This window comes from Amycolatopsis sp. GA6-003 (assembly GCF_046267895.1).
GTDB lineage: Bacteria > Actinomycetota > Actinomycetes > Mycobacteriales > Pseudonocardiaceae > Amycolatopsis.
Genome location: NZ_CP176499.1, coordinates 942,340 through 963,411 on the forward strand (window position 1 = coordinate 942,340; position 21,072 = coordinate 963,411).

Consider the following 21,072-nt stretch of genomic DNA (forward strand, 5'->3'; position numbering starts at 1 on the left):
TTGTATAAGTGCTCAAGATGGTCTATTTTCCGTCCATGCCGCGACCACTGCCGATCGCCCTCGCCCAGGCGCCGCCCCGGCCCGCCGGAACCCCCGGGTTCTCCGGCGAGGTCGAGGCCGTCCTGAACCGGTTCCCGGACACCCGCCTGGCCGCTTTCCCCGAACTGCACCTCTGCGGCGTCGACGGCGAAGGCGACGACCGCACCCGGCGGCTCCGCGAAACCGCCGAGCCGCTGCACGGCCCCCGGACCCGGGAACTCGCCGAGCTGGCCGGCGATCTCGGGATCTGGCTCGCGCCGGGCACGGTGTGCGAGGCCGGCGACCGCGGCGAACTGTTCAACACCGCCCTGCTCTTCTCCCCCGGCGGGGAACTGGCCGGCTGGTACCGCAAGATCTTCCCCTGGCGGCCCCACGAGCCGTACGACCCCGGCGACCGCTTCGTCGTCGCCGACCTGCCCGGCACCGGGCGGATCGGCTTCTCGATCTGTTACGACGCCTGGTTTCCCGAAGTCGCCCGGCACCTCGCCTGGCTGGGCGCCGAGGTGGTGCTCAACCCCGTGCAGACGACCACCCCGGACCGCGCGCAGGAACTCGTGCTCGCCCGGGCGAACGCCATCGTCAACCAGGTCTTCGTCGCGAGCGTGAACACCGCCGGGCCGTTCGGCCGCGGCGACAGTGTCCTCGTCGGGCCCGAGGGCGAGGTCCTGGCCGCGTTGCCCGGCGCGGCCGAAGGCGTCCTCGCGCACACGATCGACCTCGACGACGTGCCCCGCGTCCGCCGCGAGGGCACTGCGGGGACCAACCGGATGTGGGCGCAGTTCCGTCCCTCCGACGCCCCGCTGCGACTGCCGCTCTACCAGGGCCGCATCCACCCGGACCGCTGGCGCCCCCGAGGAGAAGACGACCGATGACCGCCCCGTCCACCGCCCCGGCCGCGCTGCGGCGCCGGCTCGGCCTTCCCGGCGTCGTCCTGTTCGGCCTCGCCTACATGGCCCCGCTGATCGTGCTCGGCACGTTCGGCATCGTCGCGACGACCACCGCGGGCACGGTGCCGTCGGCCTACCTGCTCGCCCTCGTCGCGATGCTGTTCACCGCCGCGAGCTACGGGAAGATGGCGGCCGCGCACCCGGTCGCCGGCTCGGCCTACACCTACGTCCGGAAAGCCATCGACGCGCGTGCCGGTTTCCTCGTCGGCTGGGCGGTGCTGCTCGACTACTTCTTCCTGCCGATGGTGATCTGGCTGATCGGCGGCGCCTACCTGTCGGCCGAATTCCCCGGAGTGCCGGGCTGGGTCTGGCTGATCGCTTTCATCGTCCTGACCACGCTGCTCAACGTGCTCGGCATCAAGGTCGCCGAAAAGGCCAACTTCGTGCTGATGGCGTTCCAGCTGCTGGTGATCGGCTTCTTCGTCGCGCTGTCGATCAGGCACGTGCTGCACTCCGGCGAGGCGCTGGCGAGCACGCAGCCGTTCTTCCACGCGGGCAGCACGCTGGGCACGATCTCCGGCGGCGCGGCATTGGCGACGTACTCTTTTCTCGGCTTCGACGCCGTGACGACGCTGACCGAGGAAACCACCGAACCGCAGCGGACGATCCCCCGGGCGATCCTGCTCACCGCGCTGATCGGCGGCGGGATCTTCGTGGCCCTCGCCTATTTCACCCAGCTGGCGCACCCGGGCAGCGCGTTCGCCGACGAATCCTCGGCGGCCTTCGAAATCGCCACCACGATCGGCGGCGACCTGTTCGCGTCGGTCTTCCTGGCCGGGCTGGTGGTCGCGCAGTTCGCGTCCGGGATCGCGGCGCAGGCCAGCGCGTCGCGGCTGATGTTCGCCATGGGCCGCGACGGCGTGCTGCCGCGCGTTTTCGGCAAACTCCACCCGCGGTTCGCGACCCCGGCCTTCGGGATCCTGCTCACCGGAGCGGTCGGGCTGGCGGCGCTGGCGCTGGACGTGAGCACGTCGACCTCGTTCATCAATTTCGGCGCGTTCACCGCGTTCACGTTCGTCAACCTGAGCGTGCTCGCGACCTGGCTGCGCGACCGTTCCGGGAAGCGGACGCTGAGCTGGCTGGTCTTCCCGGTGATCGGCGCCGCGGTGGACCTGTGGCTGCTGGTCAACCTGGACGGCATCGCGCTGGTCTTCGGCCTGGCGTGGCTGGGCATCGGAATCGTGGTGCTGGCCGCGATCACCCGCGGATTTCGCCGTCCGCCGCCGGAGATGACCTTCGAAGAGTAGCTCCGGAAAACCGCCCTCGCGAACTGACCCGGACGGCATTCCCCGAAATCACCGCATCCCGGCCCCTCGTGCGTTAACCAATGGGGAACGTCTGAGGATTCAGGTAGATGATCCGAAATCTCGGTGTGTCCGGGAACGACGACCCGTGAGTTCGGGTGGTGTTGCCGTGCGACACGGAGGTGCACACGATGACGGACTTCATGACGCTGTCCCCTTCGCTTCTCTGACTTCACGGTCGGGCCGGATCAGCACACGCGGCCTGCGACCGTCCTCGGCCTGATCGCCCGCACGACTCCAGGACGACGCCCGCATGCCGAATGTGACATCAGGGAACACAGCGGCGACCACTCGGCACCGACGAAGAACCACCAGCCGGGAACTGCGCGAGCCAGGAACCGGGCCGTTGTCGCGCCGACGATCGGCATGCAGCCGGGACGCCGGCACAGGCTGGGCCAGGCGGGCGACCAGATGCCCGTGAACGCGGCGGTCGCCGACGCTGGCTCTGCTCCACGGTATTCGACGACGCTCCAGGCGAGCCTCTACACGAGCTGCCACGCCGACTAGTACACAGACTGATATTTTTGGTTGCCCGTATACGACAGTGATGCCGCCCCTTCGTGAAAGACGATCGACGAGCACCCTAAGTTCTGTTTCCCGATCAGTCAGCTCGGCGCGCCCGTGCGGCAGCTCCCTCGGCACGCCTGGCCCCATGCGGATAGCCTGCAACTTCTGCGAGGAGAATCCTTCGGCCAGCAAGCGATCGACGTGTTCGCGGAGCGCCCGGCTCGCCGGGGCGGCCGTTCGCTGCTCGTAACCGGGGATCAGTGACCTCAGCTCGAGCATCTCGCCCCGCTCAGCCAGCAAGGCTGCCAGCGCCGCGAGGAACCGCTCAGAATCCATGCATTCGGGCGGGGCGCTCCGCGCGTGCGTCCAAGCAACACCGAGCTGGTGGTCCGCGATCAACGCCTCCACCAATGAGCAGTGCGCGTCGGCCCGGTGGCGTTCCAGTTTGGCGCGTTCCTCGTCCAGGCACCGGAGCTCGGATCCTTCGAATGGCACGTCGTCCGTCCACAATGCCAACGCCTCCAGCAACAGCCGAGCACGGGCACCTCCCTGTTCATGCTCGGCCTTGTGCACGAGGTCCGCGAAACGCAGGCAGTCGACTTCGTCCGGCTCGACAATCAACCGGGCCGCGCCGCCGTAGGCATCCGGCAAGGTCCCTGCTGGCAGTTCCTTCCGGGCCTTCTTCAAGAGTGTGCGCCAGTCCGCCTTTTCTGGCGGCACGCCGGGGAACAACAGCTCTGGCAACTGCCGGGTGCTTGTCCTCTGCCCGCGCCTCGTCGCGAGGACTGCCACCGCCTCGCCGACCCGCCGAGGCAGGACCTTCAGTTCTCCGTACTTCTGCATCACGGCGGGCTGTCCCAGCAGCCTGATCAACATCGGCCTCTCCTCCCTGCGGTTGGCCACGAAATGGCCACGTCATAGCCACGGCACTCGCGAATGCTGCAAAGCGGTCCGCAAGACCAGAAAGGAGCGCCATGAACCACCCACTGCTCGACTGCGAACTGACCGGTCTTGCCGGCAGCGCCACGTCCGGCAGCATCCACGCATGGATGCAACTGCTGGTCATGGCTATCTTGCTCGTATGGTGCAGGTGCCGGTGCGCGTGGCCAGACCTGCCGGGGTACTCCACAAAGGAGGTGTACATCGTGAACATCACCATCAGCAGTGAAGGCGGCACGGACGACCCACGCGTCCACTGACCCGCGTCATCAGACAGATCTTGCTGGCCGGGGCGACAGTCCCGGCCAGCAAGATCTTCGAATACTCGGATGAGCCCGCCCGAGGTCTGGGCACGCATTCACGTTCCAGAAGTACGCTGCCCAGTACCGCTCGCTGTACGTTCTCGGCACCCGACTCCTCGACCCACAGCACCACGCGCGTCCGCGACGAGGCGAGGCGAAAAGACACTGCCCGCTATTACCCGGCACCGTCCGATCCTGACCACTTCGGAACTGACCGCTCCTGCCGACGGGGAATTGCCTAGCCGCGTGCACTCGCCGAGAGACTGGCGACCCACGCGGCAACGGCTTCCACCGGGACCAGTTCCTGCGCGACCCGACCGCCCGCGGCCCGGACGTAGGACAGCTGCGCCCATACCTCCGGCCCCAGCCACTCCTCGCCGACCGCCGCCGACCAGTCGAGAGTGCCCGCTTCCTGCACGGGGACCCGGGCCATCTCCGCCCACAATCCCCTGGCCGGGCGGACCTCGATCCCGTCGGCCGCGCGGGCCGCGGCCACTGCCGTAGCGGTTCCGATCGGGTCGTAATCGCCCCAGTACCAAGCAATCCCGCGCAGCGGCCCTTGTCCGGCCACGTCGACCGCGAGCGAAGGGACTTGCGCTGGAAAGGTCTTGCCGGAGCCCCAGACAACGGCACCGATGCCGTGCTCCGCGCTGCCGCGGAGCTGTTCCACCGCCACCCAATAGGTATCGCTGTTCTCCACGACGAGCACGTCCGGACCGGTTCCCACGACCGCGGCCGGAACCGGAGGCGCGAGCCGCCGGCAGGCCAGCATCGCAAGATTCAGCCGGCCAGGGCCGAACAGCGTGGTCCGCTCCAACTCGTCGAGCCGTTTCTCCCGGGCAAAGATCTCGCCGGAGCGGTAACGGACCGGCACCACCGGGAGGTCTTCCACGACGACCCGGCCGAACCAGTCGTTGAGCACGGTCAGATCGTCGAACAGAGCGGGAGGCAGCGTGGGCAGCGACGAGACCCAACCCAGCTGGCGGCGCCACGGGAACGTCATCCAGGCTCGTCCGTTGGCTGCACGCCGCGCGGCCGGCACGATGACGTGGCGAGGCAAAGCCGGCACGGTCGAGCGGTCCCAGGCTTGCTTGGGGAACTCGAGCACCGCGGAGTCGGACAGCTTCTGCAGCGCGTGGTGCAGTGCGGCGGCTTGGTCCGGATCGCCGGTGAACCGCGGTGCGGCGTCGTTCCACAGCCGCCAAAGCCGGCCCAACTCGATTTTCACCGAGTTCGTTCCGAGTATCGCGTTCCGCAAGGACTCGATCTCGGACGGTCGCACGATCATCGGCCCGCCTCGTAGTGCGTCGCGTCGACCCAGTTGCGCGGCGAACCGCGGTCACGTCCGCGAGTGATCGACTCGACGACGTCCACCCCGTCCACGACCGTGGCGCGAAGCTGGAGGTACGACAGGTTGCGGCGGAGGTCGCCGTCGTTGCGCAGCTTGACGATGACCGACCCGTCTCCGGTGAAAGCGGCGTCCACGGCCGGATCGTGCAAGCCGGTCGCGCACACGAGCTGGACCCCGGAGTGGGCCGCGAGCCGGTGCTGCATCTGGATCAGCGCTTCCGCCGACGCCGCGCCGAACGGGTTGTCCAGGAGCAGCGTCCCGGCCGGCCGCGGGCCGCCCAGCCGGTGGGCCGACCGTACGCGGGAAAGCGCGCAGTACACCAGGACCGCCAAGGTGAGCACCTGGCCGCCGGAGAACTCGATCGGGATCCGGTCCGGCGGGCAGTACCGGACCCGGCCGTCGATCGACGGCTTGAGGATCTCGATCGACCACGCACCGGCCCGGACCCGGTCGTGCACGGTGTCGCGCACCGCGTCCGAAAGCCACCGCGCGCGGACGTCGGACGACTTTGCCCGCTTCGGGTTCTCGCCCAGTTCGACCGACCAGCTGTCGATCCGGCTCGCCAACCGGGCCGCTGCTTCCTCGTCGGGAGCGTCGTCGAACCCGATCTTGAGCGCCGCCTGATGCGAAAGGTCGCCGAGCCCGCCGGGCAGCTTCGAATAGCGCGACACCTCGCGCAGCATCCGGCGCTGGTCACGGCACAGCGAGAGCAAACTGTCCCGCAGCATGCCCCGATGCTGATCGAGCTCGCCCAAGTCGGCGGCGGCGGACTCGGCCATCGCCCGGATCCGCTTCGCCAGCAGCTCCGCCTCCGCGACCAGATCGGCCTCCTGCAGGGACCGCACCCGGATCGCCGCCGCTGCCTCCAACGTCGACCAGCGGGCGTTCATCGCACTGTTGCGCGTGGCGACGACGGCAGCGCGCAACCGCCCGCTGGTTTCCTGCGCGTCGTGATCCGCGTCGGCCTTCTCCTTCAGGCACACCCGCATCTGGTCCCGGGCCATCGTCTTGGTGCCTTCGAACACGCGCGGAGTCGGCAGCCGCGCCGCGGTCCACAATTCCGCGATGTCCCGCAATGACTCGATGTCCTCGGAGACCGCCTTGACGAACTCCTGAGCTTCCTTCTCGACGGTTTCCGCTTCGTCGCGCGCCCGGCGCAGTTCGGCGTTGCGGACCTCGAGCCGTTCGAGCAGACCGGGGATCTCGCGCGGTGCCGCGGGGAACCACTCCGTCCCGGCAAGGTCGATGAAATTCTGGTGGTCCGATGCCGCCGGGCGCGCCTCGGCCAGCGCTTTGTGCGCCTGAGCCCGCTCGACAGCCGCCAAGGCCAGCGCAGTCCGCTTGGCGTCGAACGCCGTCCGGGCCCGGTTCTGGGCTCCAGTCCGGCTCGCGGGCGACGACGCCTCGCTAGTGGCCGCCAGCTCTCGCGCGGCGGAAAGCACCTCAGCGGCGAACCGGCGGGTTCGCTCCACGGCTTGCCCGACCCTCAGCCGTGCGCGGTTCAGCGCCTCGGCCTCGACCATCCCCTGCTCGGCGCTGGCCAGCTCAATTTGCAAGGATTGCCAGGCGTTCCGAAGCACCTGCAAGTTCCCGCCGGGGTCCGGGGCCGCTTCGTCGACGCCGAGTTGTCCGCGCTCCCGGTGGTAGGCGTCAGCCGCGCTGCGCGCGTCCGCGGCCTTCTGGGTCTGCTCGGCGAAAAGTCCGGATGAGGTCTGGATCGTCGCTTTCGCACTCTGTTCGTCCGCGAGGAAGCGCGTGCGCCGGCTGTTGAGTCCCGGCAGCTGCGCGACCGCCGCTTCGACCTCCTCCACCGCGTCAGCGAGGGCCGACGCCTGTTCGACGTGGCGGTCCGCTTCCAGACCGGCCATGCGCTGGGCCGCGCTTTCCGCGCGGGCTGTTCGGGCCTTGCGCAGTTGCTGATCGCGGTTCCCCACCAAGGTTTCGCGACGCGCATCCGTCTCCGAGACGGCCTGTGCCGCAACGTCGGAGGCGTGCTCGAGTTCGTCCCGCGAGGTCTGGCCCCAGCGCCGGCCGAAGTCCGTGCACCGCGCCGAGGCGACGCGATACCGCCGCGCCGCCTCGGCCGCGTCCCGCGCAGCTGTTCCTTCCGACTCGGCGGTGCGCTCCAACTCCTGCCTGGACTCCGCCGCCCACTCCCGATCCCACGTAGCGCGGTGCGGGACGACGACGTGACACCGGACGACGTCCTCGTGCCGGAAATCGTCGACAAAGGACGGAGCGAGCTGGACGGTGACCGGCGTCTTGGTGTGCACCGGCTGCGCGGTCAAGACCGCGATCCCGTCGTCGAATCGGTTCGGATCGCTGACGACCACACCGCCGGCCAATCCGGGGCGGTCCGCGATGTACGCCGCACGGCGCTCTGGGTTCGCGATGTTGCGCTCGATCCAGCTCAAGCCGGTCGACGCCCCGATCCGGGCGTCGGTCAGCCGCTTCAGCACGGCCAGCGCGTCCTGTCCGGCGGGCGCGATCCCCGCTTCGTCGATCAGCGCCAGCTCTTCGGTCGCGGCCCGGGCACGCTCGGAATGCCCCGCGGCCCTTTCGTCGGCGCGGCGAGCGGACTCGTCCGCCATCTGCCCGGCGCGGGCCAGCTCCGCTCCGTCCCTGGGGCGGCCTCCGACCAACTGCACCACAGTTTCGTCATCGCCGACGCCGGCCAGATCCTCGTCGAAGTCGGCAAGCTTCGTCTCGCTGCGCTGTGCCGACGAGCGGAGGCCCACCAGTTCGCGGTCCAGCTCCTCGATCTCGCCTGTCTGTCGCTCTGCCGTCCGATCCGCTGATTCGGCTTCAGCATCGGCCCGGCCAGCCGCCTGCGACGCCTCGCTCCGGGCGTCCTGCCAACGGCGCACGGCCGCCGCCGGGGATTCGCCGTCGGCGAGCCAGCCAGCGGCCACTGCCGCAGCGACCTGCCGTTCGGCCTCCTCCCGAGACTGCTTGATCAGGTTCAGCTCGTGCTTGATGCGCTCAAGCCGAACAGCAAGGTCGCCGAGCAGGTCAGCGGCTTCCTGCCCGCGCTCCTTCGCGGACTGAGCGGCCGCGTCCGCCGACTCCGCCAGCTGGGCCGCCTCGATCGCCAGCGCGTCGAGACGGCCCGCGGTCCGCGCGGCAGCCTCGCCGACCGCCGCGCGCAGCGAGTCGAGCCCCTTGTCCGCCGCCTCGTAGGCGCGTTCAGCGGCCTCGCTCGCCTTCCGTTCGGTCTCGAGATCGATCACCGCGTCGACCGCTCGCCAAGCCAATTCGTCCCGCTCCGCCTGGTCCGCCTCGGCACGCGCTTCCTCGACCGCCGCACCAGCGGCTTCCACTCGTACCCGGGCTTCTTCGAGCAGCAGCTGCTGGCGGATGTCGCTGATCCTCCCGTACGCCTGGCGCGCACGATTGGCCTCGGCACCGGCCGCCTCCGCCTCCTTGGTGAGCGCGACCAGGGACGCTTCGTCTTGTTTGATCCGGTTGTCCAAGGCGGCAGCGTGCTCGCCGCCCCGAGCGTTCGCTCGCCGCGCAGCGCCTGCGGCCGCATCCGCGTCGATGCTGCGGTCCGCGACGAGTTCGACCAGCGGCGCGATCTCCTCGCCGAAGGCGGCAATCGCTTCCAAATCGGTCCGTTGCGCGGCCAGTACGGCGTATTCCTCCAGGCTGGCCGTGAATGTCTCCAGCTCGCGTTGGTCGTTCAGCGCGGCCACGAAGAAGCGCACCACGTTGTCCGGCGAATCGAAGGACGCGAGCAGTTTCTCCGCGCCGGCTTCGGAATCGTTCATGCGCATCTGGTAGCCGAACAGCGTGGGATCGACACTCGTCCGTTCTTCGAGCGCCTTCGTCCACTTCTGCTGAATGTCGGTGATCACGCCCTGCGCACCGGGATGCTGCGCGATCAGGTCGTCCACAGCGGCGCAGAACGCGCGGTAAGGCTGTCGGCGATCGCCGTCGAAGAACGGCAGGTCGTCGAGTCCGGGCAGCTCCGGTCCGGTCGTGAACAGGTACCAGGAACGGAAGAGATTGCTCGTCGAACGGGACGAGTGCGGGGGTTGGCGCCTGCCGTCCTTCCACTCCATCACCGCGCCGGTGACCGTGCGCTTGCCAGTCGTGGCGTCCTCCCACTCGCACACGATGTGCGACGTGTCGCCGGTGAGGACGTAGTCGCCGAGCACCTTTCCGCCGACCTGAGCGCGCGCGGCGGGCACGATCAGGCTGCACACCAAGGTGATCAGGGTCGACTTGCCGCCGGTGTTGGTCAGCGAGAGCAGAACTCGCGCCGCCGCGCCTTCGCGGGTCGTGAAGTCGAGATCCAGCGGGTCGAAGCGGGCTCCCTCCGGGCCGACACCGCAGAGCTTGACCCGTCGCAGCCGCAGCGGCGGCACCGGCAGGACAGGCGGATCGTCGGGGAGCGGGAACAACGTTTCGGTCATGCCGGGTCCGCCGGGTCGAGTCCGATCGGTTCGGGCAGATCGTTGACCAGCGCGTAGAGATCCGAGTCCTCGGCGAGGGCGGCGACCGCGTGGCGGAACGCCGGCCGCGCCGTCCAGGTGCCGCCGTCGGTGTCTCCCCTCGCGTTCAGATAGCCGGATTCGACGAGCAGCTTGCAGATCCGGTTGACGGCACCGGGCCGGTCCCCGGCCGATCGGCGGCGCGCGTTGGGCCGCGCCTGCGGCAGGTCCAGCCACCGCCGCCAGCCCTCGACCAAGTCGTCGTCGACATCGCTGTCCGAGCCGGACTCGTCGGCCAGCCGCTGTGCCGTCCGGTCCAGCATGTCCACGACGGACTGGGTGGTGAACACGGCGACCCGGTCGGGGTCGTCGACCATCCCCGGTTCCGGGTAGGCGGTGCGGGCCACCGCCAGCAGTACCGCGCCGATCACGGACCGATGCGACGGTTGGGCGCGTTTGATGATGTCGCCCGCAGTCAGGCGGAGCAGCGAATGGTGCCGGGCCGTGACCACGATGCCGTCCCTGCCGTCGACGCGCAGGTCCAGCCCCGCGCCGGAGAACACGTGGTCCACTGCCGACGCGAAATCGGGCTCGTCGAGATACCGGCGCACGATGCGATGCAGTTCCTCGCTGCGGGCCGGGGTTTCCCGGGGCCGGGCGGCCCAGGCGAAGAACTTCCCGATGTCGATGTCGTCGGCGGCGGACCTCATTCGGCCAGTTCCTCTCCCGCGTCCGAACGGGGATGCCGCCCCTCGATCGGCTCGCTGATGTCCGTCAGCACTTCTCCGGGCACGAGCAGCAGGTCGTCGGCGCGGATCCCGCCGCTGTCGATCCTGGTCCCGGTGGCGACCGCGACCACGACCCGGTCGCCGGCCGAGCGACCCGCAAGGCGAGCCGCCCAGGCGCGGTGCGCGGCGTGCACGATCGCCGCGGCCAGCAGGCCCGCGTCCAGCGGCGGTTCCTCGGGGTCGGCACCGGCCTCGTCGGCGATTCGATCGGCCCGCGCGAGCAGCTGGGACAGCCGGACCGGATCGTCCACACCCGAGAGCACCGCTTCCACGGTGTCCTCATAGGGCTCCCACCATTCGCGGCCTGGGTCATCGACGAACTCGGGCGGCTGGTACTCCTCTCCGGGCCGCGGCGGCGGCACTGGCGTGCACAGCTCGTCCGTCAGCGTCGTGAGCGACGGCCACCAGCGAACCGGCAACCCGCCGCAGACGGCCACCATGCGATCGGCCGCCGTGGCGGCGACGGCAGTACTGCGCGCGAGATAGGGCATCAGCAAGTCGGTGCCGAGGTCGAATCGCCGCGCTGTCCGAGGCGCGCGGCGGAACCGGTCGTCCAACGCCTCCCGCAACCGGCTGCGGGCACTGATCAAGTGGCGGTGCAGGTCGTCGTGCCGACGGCGGCACTCGCGGAGGATTTCGATCAGCTGGTTGGCAGCGTCGAGCTTCGTCTGGTCCTCCAGCTCCGCGCGGCGGTCCGCGACCGCGTCGAGCAGCGCCGACTCGGCGTCGAGCCGGTCCTTGACGTGGTCGAGCGCCTCCCGCAGCAGCACGGGCACCTCGCCGAGCCAGTCGTGGACGTCCGGATCGATCAGCGTGTCGGCGACGATCCGCCGGATGCGCTCCTGGTACTGGATCGACCGGTACCGGGCGAGCTTGGCGATCTGCACCGCAGATTCCACCGCGCCCCGCGCGATCAAGGCGTTGAGCTGTGCCTCGTTGGCGATCTGCGCGGCCTCGATGTCGACGTCGAGCGCCTCGACGAAGATGTTGATCGCCTGTTCCGACGCGCGGAGGTGCTCGATCCCCTCGCTGCCGGTCGGATGGAGGTAGAGCAGCCGGAACCGCTGGTTCCGCCACGCCGGCCCGGCCGCGGTGTGCACGAGGTGTTTGACGACTTCGACGTCCGTCGTGACCAGTGAAACGAGCACTCGTTCCGCCACCGACGCCCATTCGGCCTCGTCGGCGTCCGGTGCCTGCCGGGCGGCTTGGGCGGTCGCGTAGCCGAGGGCCTCTTCCCAGGTGCGGCCTGCCGAGATCCCCATCGCCAGCGCGACCTGGTCGATCACCGCCAGCGAGATCGTGAACAGGTCGTAGCGGTCCCAGTAGGTGCCGTCCAACGCGCCTTTGGTGCGCTCGATGTCGGTGAGCACCTGGATCGGAGCCAGTGCACGCCGCCGCCGGGTGATCGACTCGTCGTCCGTCGGGATCAGCGGTTCCCAGCCGTCCGGCGGCAGCTCCCACGACTCGGTCAGCGACGACATCGGCAAGCCCTCCGCCCTGCCCGGACCTCCCCAGGCCGGGCACCCGCTCAATCTGCTCAGAAGGTCGCTAACCGGCAACTGGTATTGCGTTCCGCACGGCGAAATCACCTGACTGTCGTAGCGCGGCCCGCCTGCGCTCGCCGCACACGGACGGCAGCGCTTGCTTGAGCGCCGTGGCATGCAACCGGTCGAACCGGTCAGCGAAGCTGACATGGATGACGGCGGCAGACAGCACCGGCCCAACTTCGGTGGCGAGGTATGGCCGTTGCAGGGGCCCCGCCCGTTCCGGCCGGAGGCGGCCACGGACTGAACGGGAAGCCGAGCGCGCCGCGGTGTTCGACGGCCAGGTCGAGGCGGGCCGCGCAACGCTTTCTGCAGGCAGCCGGCAGCTCGGGAAACTGGCGAGGAATCGACATGACGATCACCGTTCTGCTCCTGGACGATGAACCGTTGCTGCGGCTGGGATTCCGGACGGTGCTGGAATCCGAGCATGGTCAGCTCGGCCGGGTTGCCACCATGTGGTCGCTCTCAACGACGACCCAGCCTGGGCAGCCGTTCTCCCATAGGGCCACGACGGAGGCAGGAACGTCGGCGGAGCCACTCTCGGCACCCAGCTCGAAGAACCACCGCTCGATCCGCCTTCCGGCGCTGCCCTTGAGCATCACGATGCCGCCGATCCTCACGCCGCGACCGCTCCAGCAACTCAGCATCCACGTCTACATCGCCTGGCGGCTCAGATCCCCTCGCGTTTCGTCACCTCTCACCGGCTGTCAAGCGACATCCTGGAAATGTCCTCCCGCTGCACATTCCCTTCCACCTGGTCATTGAACACTCGAAGCCGGTCTGCGACCTCTGGCGCTTCATAGCTCCCAAGAACCGATGAACTACTCCACAATGTCGTGGCTCTGCTTGAGAGTCAGCCGCCCGAGCAGATCGATCACGGCCTACGCGATGAGGACAGGCGTGGCTGGCCCCTCGGAGACCGCCAAGCGCACCGTGGCTCGAGAAACCGGACAATACCGGGCGTTATGGACTGACTACGGAAAAGCATCACGGCCCGCCCTTCGCTGGTTTAGCCTGACGTCGGGGAGAAGGTGCGGACCTTCCGAGGGAGAGGCCAGTGGATCAGCTGACGGTGGACTTCGCCGTACTCCGCGATCTGGCGGATTCGATCGCCAGGCACATCGACGTGACAACCGAAGACCTTGACAGTGTCGAGGAACTCGTGCGCGACCTCGGACGGAGCTGGCACGGCGAAGCGCACGACCGCTTCCACGACGCGATCGACGAATGGTTCAGCTCAGCCCGCGAGCTTCGCGACCAGTTGCACTGGGTCCGCGAAGTCGTCCTGAATACCCACGACAACCACGCGCGGGCAGTGCACGCCAACGTCTCGATCTGGCAGGCGTCCTGATGCCGCCCGCGGCAGCCGCGGCTCAAGCCGCGCCGTCGACGCCGGTCAGGGTCGTACCGGCCGACTTCCACTCCGTGGCGCAGCGCTTCGTCGACGCCCAAGGCGGTCTCGAACAGATCCGGCAGAATTTTCTCAACGCTCTCGACGCCGCCTCCGGCGCAGCAGGAGCGTGCGACGGCGCCCGCCAGTACCAGAATGGCTGGGCCGCCGCGATGGACTCGATCGTCAACGACGGCTTCCGCACCGCCTTCGACCTGCTCGGATCGATCGGCAAGGGCATCGATGTCTCCGCTCTCAACCACGTCGGCGCAGACCAGTCGAGCGTGCCCGGCAACCCGGGCGGCCCACCACGCGCACCGCTGACACCGCAACAATGGCCGGGGAACACCGACTTCCCGGTGCTCACCGGCGAATCGCCCTGGTGGATGCCAGGCTTCCTGGAAAAATACATCCCCACCGCGGACACCGGCCGGCTCGACGACGCCGCAACTGCGTGCCGCAACGCGGGCGGAGCGGTCCAGGATCTCGTCAACGGCCTCCACGCGCAGTTGCAAAGCCTGGTCGGCAACAACACCTCGGACGACCTCACCGCACTCGAGCAATTCTGGCAGCGAGCCGCAGGACCGCAGTCGATCCTCGCCGAACTCCCGGCGGCACTGGGACGGCTCGGCGAAAGCCTCGTCGACTTCCGCGTCTGGAACGTGGACACCCAGCAGAAAATCAAGGACAAAATCAAAGAAGTCGTCGACGACCTGGCCGTCGTCGGCGTCATCCTCGTCATCGGCAGCATCGCCACCGACGGCGCCCTCGACGTCCTCATCGCCGCGGTCATCGAAGGCCTGGAACTCTTCGGCGTAGACGCCGCCGGCGCACTCGTCGCCCCAGTCGCCGAAGTGGTCACCGCAGCCGAAGCCATCCTGATCACCGCGGGCGGCGCGATCGCCATCACGCAAGGCGTCGTGCCCGCCATGCAGACAGCGATGAGCAGCACCCCGAACCCCAACATTGAAAGCGCCGACGCGGCGAAAATCAGCGACGAACTCGCCGCTCACGAAGTCCCTGAACCGAGCTATCCGAAAGGCCAGCTGCAGAGCCACTTCAAACACGCGAAGGACTTCGGCGTCGACCAGAACTGGAGCAACGCCGGCGCCAAAGCGTACGAGGATGCGCTGCGAAAGTTCGCGGAAGACCCCGCGAACTCGATCAAGGCGGCAGACGTCGGCCGCTACCGCGGGGAGCCCGCGATCCTGATCTACAACGAGAACACCCGCGTCTGCGAGGTGCTCAGACCTGATGGAACATACTGGACAGGTTGGAAACTCAACGTCCAGCAGCTTCGCAACGTGATCGAACGAGGATCCCTGGGTGGAGGGTGAAGATGAGCGCTTCCGCAGAGAACAAGCGCGACGCTGCCGACTACGGCGAGCTGATCGCGCGATTCGTCGACTGCACGATCGACGCTGGCCAGTTCGAGCAGCAATACCTCGACCTGATGAAGAACGACGAGGCTCTGCATCCCGACGACGTGTTCGCCGTGCTCGACAAGCTGTTCTCTGAGGTCGACGAGTATTTCGTATCGCCCGAGGCTTCGCCGGCAGAGCGCCGTGACCTGGACGAAGCCTTGCGCCAGCACGCCGCCGCCGCGCTGGCACGCCTGCAGCGGCTCGGCGCGCTCGGATAACCAACGCACATTACGGCCGTGGAGCCAGCTTCCGCCGACGGTAAGCCACAGCCAAACCGACGGGCTGGCTTCGGCGGGGAAGCTATGTCGTTCACGAGGCCAAGTGCAGGCGTGTGGATAGTGTGCAACTCGCTCGGACACTCCCTTACCCCACGGATTCCAAGATCCGTGGGGTAGTTTCTATGCCGGTACGCGGTGCTCGCAACCCGGCTGCTGATGGCGACTGCTCGGCGGCGGCAGATGGTGTACGGAAGTCCTCTTCTGCAGCCTCCGACCGGTGCTCCGGTTCCGTGTCCGGGTGGAGGCCGCAGCCGAGGTCGAGAGTGAGCTGATCCGGTGGTCGCGCCGGGCAGACCGCTTGTCGCGCTTCGGCCGGCCGCAGCTCGCGCCCCTCGAGACTGCAGGAGATCTCCAGCTGCCCATCGTTGAGGGCCTCCCGTATCTCGCGCGGGCTGCGGGTGCCGTCCGGTCGGTCCGCCGGAAGCAGGTGTGCCGCAGCCTGCAGCAGGTGTTCTTCGCGGACGTAGACGTCGCGCGGCCCGTCCTTCGGCCGAGGCGTGGCCGTGCTGTAGCCGTGCCGGCACCGGTACCCCGGCCGGCCGTGGACCCAGTGCGCCTCCATACGACGACCGCACAGCCCGCACACGACTAGCCCGGACAGCGCGTACTCGCGCGTGCCGCCGTCCTTGGTGCGCCGTTCGGCGCGGATACGCTGCACGGCGAGGAACGTCGCCTCGTCCACCAGCGGGGCATGCGCCAGCCGTTCGGACACCTCCCACCCCACCGCGTCGTTCCGGCGCACGGCACCCGAGCCTCGATCCCCACGCCGTCCACCGGCACCATGCCCTTTCGTGGACTGGCGGTTCCACACCTGCCGGCCGGTGTAACGCGGATTCTCCAGGATCATCGCCACGGTACGGACGATCCACCGAGACCCCGACCGGTGCGAATTCCTCACCCGGTCCGGACCCGACGGGCACGCGACACCGCGCCCGTTCAACTCCCGCGCCAACGACGCAATCGACCGGCCACGCGCACGCTCGGTGAACATCCGCTCGACCCACCGCACCGTCGCCGGATCCGGCTTCAGCATATGCACACGCCGAACCCACCGCGCATGGACCGCGTTCGGATGCGGCCCGCCGTCGGCCAACCGGTACCCGTACGGCGGACGACCGCCGAGAAAACGACCTTGCAACCGCACCTGGGCAGCCATGGCCGCCAAGACCCGGTGCCGGGCCCGCACCACCTCGCGCTGCGCCTGCGCGCCCAGCAACCTCATCAATGCTTGACGCACCGGACTGTCCAGTTCCACCGGGCCGCCCGCCTCCGGCAACCACACCTGCACACCCACCGCGGCAAGCCGGGCGACTACCTCGCGGAACTGGTCGCCCTAGAACGCCCGCTCATACTCCCCCACCACCACAGCATCAAACCCGCGATCCCCGCACTCCGCAGCCGCCAACAACTCCGCCGATGCCGGACGCTCCTCCCACGACCACCGCCGCGACCGGCCCTAATCGCAAACCCCACCACCACCTCGCCAGCCTCCTCCACCAGCTCGTCCGCCACCGCACGCTGCCACGCACGCGACGTCCGCGAATCCTGGAACTCAAAGGCCGACATCCGCCCGTAAACGCGAACCGCGCACCACTCGCGACCCGGCCAGGCAACCGCGCCACACCCTTCCGAGCGGCCACAGCCTCAGCGAACCCCGCATCAGTCAACACACCCACCCCGGCTCCCTCCGCCGGCCTGGAACCGGGACGACATGCGGACAGGCCGAGGGCGACAAACAACCGCGCATCCCCCTGAACAGACCAACGGCCACAATCTCTTCGACGAGGGCAGGCCGTCAGGCGCGCTCCAGCCTCCACCGGAGCTGTCCACCTCGCCGCAGTTGGTCGCCGCTCCGGCATGACCGACGGCGACCGCTGGCCGTCGACGGTCACCACCTGGCAGGCGACTGGCCGAGCAGGCCGCCGTCCTCTCGGCGTGCCCACTCGAACACCAGGCCAGGGCTCGGCGCGCACACCGCGGCGGAACGCCGCGCGACAGCGTCGGCGATTGTGGTGCCTTCTCCGGCAACTGCGGACACGAATCGGCAGAGGAACCACTCCTCGCGAGTCCCGGGCCAGCCGGAATCGGGTACCAGATTCTTCTGCCCGCTGCCCTCTCCGAAGCTTTCGACGAATCCGATCAGCGACTCGCCCGCTGCAGTCATCGTCACCCGCAAGCCAAAGGCGTCCGGGTCGTCGCGCACTGCCGCCGCGAGCGCCTCCCGGCAGCGTTGTCCTCGCCTTGCCGCCGACTCGTCCGAAATCGGGTGATCGTGCGGCTGCCGCGGCCCGGGAATCTCCGCGGCTGTCGCTGCGGCGTCCTCGGCCGGCCGCAGTCGCGCGACGCTCCGGGAAACTGCCTTCCAGACGTCCGTTCTAGGCCCGGTCCATCTGCTCGAGGTACCCACGCTAGCTCTCCCCATGCCGGCGGCCTCATCCACGGTACGCACAGACAGTCACTCCGCAATAGCCATCGGTAAGACCATCCATTCGGCCCAGATTGCCCGGTCGTCCCGGAGGGGCCGGGACGGCACTCGTTCACCTAATCGTGTAGAACGTGTTTACGAACCAAGACAGTTCCGGTTCCGAGAGCAGGGGGTGAAGCTCGAAAACGTGCTCTGATCGCAGACGACTGCACGATCGGAGCGCATCGCTGCACCCCGCAAGCTTGAGTCTGACAGACCAATCTCACATGGAATATTCCGCTTTCTCGGCCTCGTTCCGCTGCGCGGTGCGGGATCCCGAAAATTCCGGCGGAATGGTTCGAAGGAGAACGACGACGAACGCGTGGAAGCCGCTGGAAGCGTTCTGGCCGGCACGAGAGCTCCTTCGGGACAGTGACCGGCTGATCCCGGAAATCGAGAACCGCTACCGGGAAGCGCACCCGAACAACGAGGACGCCGGTCCCGGCGACGTGCGGTCCTGGCGGGAAAGCGTGTACTGGCTGGCGTCCTTGCTCGATCGCGTCGGGCTGGACCAGGTCTGGATGTTCGTGGAGTACCGGGTCGGGGCGATGAATCCGGTGGACGTCGTCTTGGCGGGTTACCACCCGAACGGCGGCTTGAGCTACGCGGTGATCGAGCTGAAGCAGTGGAGCCAGGCAGGACGTCCCCAGCCGAACCCTGCCAAAGGGCTGTGCGCCGAGTGCCGCCGGGCGGGAACGGGGGCCCTGTGCGGTCGGTGCGCACTCGACCTGGTCTATGTGGACTCGTACGGAAGAAACAAGAAGCATCCGGCTGTGCAGGTATACGAGAACATGCAGTCGCTCAAGGTGCACCACGCCATGTTCGACGACCGTTACGTACACCTCGCGGGTGCGTCGTACCTGCACAATCTCAAGGACCCCGATTCGCAGTGGATCAGAAATGTCTCTCCTCGGCCCGGGGTACCGACCTTCACCGCACGCGTCCCTCGTGAGCTCGAGGAATTCCTCAAGGCCACCTTCAGCGCGGAGTCAGGCGCCGGCGCCGCCGAAGCCCTGCTCGAACGTCGCCGGACTAGCTCGCTGATCGACTCGGACGTCGGAGCGGTCGTGGCCGGGCACACGCGGTTCAGCCTGGTGGAGAACCAGCTGACCGCGGTGAAGAAGGTGACTGAAGAGGTGGCCAGCCCGTCGACGGGCGCCAAGAAGGTGTTCGTCGTCAGCGGTCGCGCCGGGAGCGGAAAATCGCTCGTCGGGCTCACACTGCTGGGCTGGGCGCTCAGTACGGGGCGCAATGCCTGCTATGTCTCCGGTGGCGTCGCTTCTCGCGAGACCTTCAAGCGCGCCGCGCTGGGGCGGCGCTCCGCTTTCGCGACTCTGAACAGTATCGCGGACAACCGCACGGCGGACGAATTGGACCTCATCCTGTGCGACGAGGCGCACCGGCTGACGGAGCGGCCGATGAAGGGCTCCTATTCCATGCGTCCCGGCGAGTCCTCGGTCTCGGTGGTGGTCACCCGAGCGAAGGTGCCGGTGTTCTTCATCGACGGCGACCAGCGGTTGTTCTCCGACGAGGTCTGGTCTCCGGAAGCGCTCCTCCGGGAGGTGCAGAGCCTCGGCGCGGAGGTGGTGCCGATCAGTTTGGACCGAGTGCTGCGCGCTGTCGGCAGTTCGACCTACGACACGTGGATCCGCCGGCTGCTCGCCGAAGACCCGCTCCCGTGGAGGCCGGACGACGGGGACGAGCCGGAGCCGTTCCAGCTCTGCTACACCGACAGCGCCTCGACCATGGAACGCTTTTTGCAGGACAAGGAGCGCAACAAGGAAAGCGCAAGGATGTCCGCCGGAATCTGCTGGAAGTGGGAGGACCGGAGCGGCACGGACCCGGAAGTCGCACCCGAACCCGGGTGGGCGCGCCCGTGGAACGCCGGCGACCAGCACGACACCCCCGGCGTGCCGAAACGACGCTACTGGGCTACGGAACCCGGCGGTTTCGGACAGATCGGCTGCGTCCACACCGCGCAGGGCCTCGAGTACGAGTGGGGCGGCGTGATCATGGGGCCCGACCTCACCTGGAACGGTGTCGGCTGGCAAGTCCACCGCGAGCACGTGCTGAGCAAGGCCAGCCGGATCCGCGAGGAGAAAGACCTCGCCCTCGCGATCCGGAACGCGTACGGGGTCTTGATGACCCGCTCGATCCGGGGCACGGTCCTCTACTCGGTCGATCCTGGAACGAGGAGGCTCTTCGCCGAACTCGGCGTTCAGAAGCTGTGAAGGCCGCGGGCCGCCCCGTGACGCGGAGCTAACCGCGCCCCTGTCCGTTGCAGCGGTGTCGGACCGCGCCGTGCTGGTCAGCGCGTTCCAGGGCTGTGCTCGCGTGGGCGGCGGCGGTCTGGCCTTGCTCTTCGCCCGTCGGGATGCCTGCTCAGGATCGCTACCGTGCCGCGGGTGGGCGCGAACCTGAGCCGCAGAGCCAGAATCAGGCTCAGCACCGCGCAGACGAGCGGCGCTGCCCACAACCAACGGGGTCGCACGAACAGGCGAAGCAGCGCAAGCGCCGCCAAGGCCACGCTGATCAGCAGGGCGCTGAAACCACGCCTGCCGGAGGATCGCGCTCTGCCAATACAGCGGACCCTCGTCCGAGGTTCGACGACTGCTCCTCATCAAACCAGTCCCGTTCGGAAAAATCTTCGACATACTCCACGCCCTTCGCTCCGACGGCGCGCAGGGGGAGATTTCCGGACACGTGGCGATGCCTCGACGGGCTCGCCCGTCAGTCCGAGCAGCGCATTTTCGCTCTCGGCTGCTTCAGCGTCCTTTTCGGACTCCGACAAGCCGCTGTACCAGGCGGCGAGACCGCTGGCTGGTACCTCCAGCGCGCTGGCGTAGAGCTGGGACTCGACGACCCACCTCGGGGTCACATTCCCGGCCAGCAGTTCTCGGGCAAATTCCGCCATCACCGGGTCGCCGGTGTTCGCGACCAATTTGACCAGCAACGTACGTTCGATGCCCATCGGCCCGGCCTCCGACGGCCGCCGCCAGACCTTCGTCGGTGCATCCACGAGCTTCTCCCCTCCGCCGTGGAACTCGGCACAGTTCAGGCTACGGCGCGCTCGCCCCGTCCCACCACGCGGCAACGGCTGTACCGGCTATCACCGCAACTTGCTCCCTCCGAACTCGCGACCCCGACGCGGCGGAAACCCTCAGTTGAAAGCCATTTTTACCGATATCGATGCCGTCCGAACTGCCCTGAAGTCTCGGACTCGCACAGACCTGCCGCCGTTCACGGAGAGAACTCGAAGCGGGTGGATAGTGTGCGACTCGCCCTCGAACGCACGCATTATTTCTCCGCGGAGAGGCCGTCACGTCGACAGCCCCCGTTTCGCGGTCGAACCGCAGGTC

General features: G+C 68.3%; 16 protein-coding genes. 7 read left to right on the plus strand and 9 right to left on the minus strand.

The annotated features are described in order from the left end of the window. Positions 1 to 35 precede the first annotated feature (35 nt). Positions 36 to 911 (plus strand): carbon-nitrogen hydrolase family protein, encoded by an 876-nt coding sequence (locus F9C12_RS04455; RefSeq protein WP_409464857.1) that lies wholly within the window; start codon positions 36 to 38, stop codon positions 909 to 911. Continuing rightward, the gene (locus F9C12_RS04460) at positions 908 to 2,233 is read left to right on the plus strand and encodes an APC family permease (RefSeq protein ID WP_409464858.1); all 1,326 of its coding nucleotides are present in this window, start codon (positions 908 to 910) and stop codon (positions 2,231 to 2,233) included. Before F9C12_RS04455 ends, F9C12_RS04460 begins: the two co-directional genes overlap by 4 nt. 198 nt (positions 2,234 to 2,431) lie before the next feature. Here F9C12_RS04460 and F9C12_RS04465 read toward each other — a convergent pair whose 3' ends face one another. Continuing rightward, on the minus strand, positions 2,432 to 3,673 hold the full coding sequence (locus F9C12_RS04465) for a hypothetical protein (protein WP_409464859.1): 1,242 nt from the start codon (positions 3,671 to 3,673) through the stop codon (positions 2,432 to 2,434). A gap of 98 nt (positions 3,674 to 3,771) precedes the next feature. On the opposite strand from F9C12_RS04465, the gene F9C12_RS04470 reads away from it, so the two are divergent. Continuing rightward, entirely contained in the window at positions 3,772 to 3,996 is a 225-nt protein-coding gene (locus F9C12_RS04470; RefSeq protein WP_409464860.1) for a hypothetical protein, read from the plus strand. A 280-nt stretch (positions 3,997 to 4,276) separates the two neighbouring features. Here the strand turns inward: F9C12_RS04470 and F9C12_RS04475 are convergent, their stop codons facing one another. From F9C12_RS04475 to F9C12_RS04495, 5 genes are all read right to left on the minus strand, one after another. Next, a complete protein-coding gene (locus F9C12_RS04475; protein WP_409464861.1) occupies positions 4,277 to 5,326 on the minus strand; it encodes a hypothetical protein in 1,050 nt (349 codons plus the stop codon). After that, positions 5,323 to 9,807 (minus strand): hypothetical protein, encoded by a 4,485-nt coding sequence (locus F9C12_RS04480; protein ID WP_409464862.1) that lies wholly within the window; start codon positions 9,805 to 9,807, stop codon positions 5,323 to 5,325. Before F9C12_RS04480 ends, F9C12_RS04475 begins: the two co-directional genes overlap by 4 nt. Then, positions 9,804 to 10,535, minus strand: a complete 732-nt coding sequence (locus tag F9C12_RS04485) for a hypothetical protein (RefSeq protein ID WP_409464863.1) — start codon at positions 10,533 to 10,535, stop codon at positions 9,804 to 9,806. Before F9C12_RS04485 ends, F9C12_RS04480 begins: the two co-directional genes overlap by 4 nt. Further along, entirely contained in the window at positions 10,532 to 12,094 is a 1,563-nt protein-coding gene (locus F9C12_RS04490; RefSeq protein ID WP_409464864.1) for a hypothetical protein, read from the minus strand. The genes F9C12_RS04485 and F9C12_RS04490 overlap by 4 nt, the downstream gene beginning before the upstream one ends. 494 nt (positions 12,095 to 12,588) lie before the next feature. Further along, positions 12,589 to 12,777 carry a hypothetical protein gene (locus tag F9C12_RS04495; protein ID WP_409464865.1) on the minus strand — a complete coding sequence of 63 codons (189 nt, stop codon included), beginning with the start codon at positions 12,775 to 12,777 and terminating at the stop codon, positions 12,589 to 12,591. A gap of 437 nt (positions 12,778 to 13,214) precedes the next feature. Between F9C12_RS04495 and F9C12_RS04500 the strand changes: the two genes are divergently transcribed. Genes F9C12_RS04500 through F9C12_RS04510 form a run of 3 tightly spaced genes read left to right on the plus strand, consistent with a single transcriptional unit; the run spans position 13,215 to position 15,189 of the window. Beyond that, positions 13,215 to 13,508: a WXG100 family type VII secretion target gene (locus F9C12_RS04500; RefSeq protein ID WP_409464866.1), complete on the plus strand. Its 294-nt coding sequence runs from the start codon at positions 13,215 to 13,217 to the stop codon at positions 13,506 to 13,508. After that, positions 13,508 to 14,884 (plus strand): colicin D domain-containing protein, encoded by a 1,377-nt coding sequence (locus F9C12_RS04505; protein ID WP_409464867.1) that lies wholly within the window; start codon positions 13,508 to 13,510, stop codon positions 14,882 to 14,884. Before F9C12_RS04500 ends, F9C12_RS04505 begins: the two co-directional genes overlap by 1 nt. A 2-nt stretch (positions 14,885 to 14,886) precedes the next feature. Continuing rightward, positions 14,887 to 15,189 (plus strand): colicin immunity domain-containing protein, encoded by a 303-nt coding sequence (locus F9C12_RS04510; RefSeq protein WP_409180668.1) that lies wholly within the window; start codon positions 14,887 to 14,889, stop codon positions 15,187 to 15,189. 145 nt (positions 15,190 to 15,334) lie between these two features. Here F9C12_RS04510 and F9C12_RS04515 read toward each other — a convergent pair whose 3' ends face one another. Together F9C12_RS04515 and F9C12_RS04520 are read right to left on the minus strand one after the other, a co-directional pair. Next, positions 15,335 to 16,465 (minus strand): recombinase family protein, encoded by a 1,131-nt coding sequence (locus F9C12_RS04515; protein WP_409464868.1) that lies wholly within the window; start codon positions 16,463 to 16,465, stop codon positions 15,335 to 15,337. Positions 16,466 to 17,137: 672 nt separating this feature from the next. Further along, the gene (locus F9C12_RS04520) at positions 17,138 to 17,413 is read right to left on the minus strand and encodes a hypothetical protein (RefSeq protein WP_409464869.1); all 276 of its coding nucleotides are present in this window, start codon (positions 17,411 to 17,413) and stop codon (positions 17,138 to 17,140) included. A gap of 593 nt (positions 17,414 to 18,006) precedes the next feature. Between F9C12_RS04520 and F9C12_RS04525 the strand changes: the two genes are divergently transcribed. Beyond that, the gene (locus tag F9C12_RS04525) at positions 18,007 to 19,944 is read left to right on the plus strand and encodes a DNA/RNA helicase domain-containing protein (protein ID WP_409464870.1); all 1,938 of its coding nucleotides are present in this window, start codon (positions 18,007 to 18,009) and stop codon (positions 19,942 to 19,944) included. A 389-nt stretch (positions 19,945 to 20,333) separates the two neighbouring features. Here the strand turns inward: F9C12_RS04525 and F9C12_RS04530 are convergent, their stop codons facing one another. Then, positions 20,334 to 20,732, minus strand: coding sequence for a hypothetical protein (locus F9C12_RS04530; protein ID WP_409464871.1), 399 nt, complete (start codon positions 20,730 to 20,732; stop codon positions 20,334 to 20,336). Positions 20,733 to 21,072 lie beyond the last annotated feature (340 nt).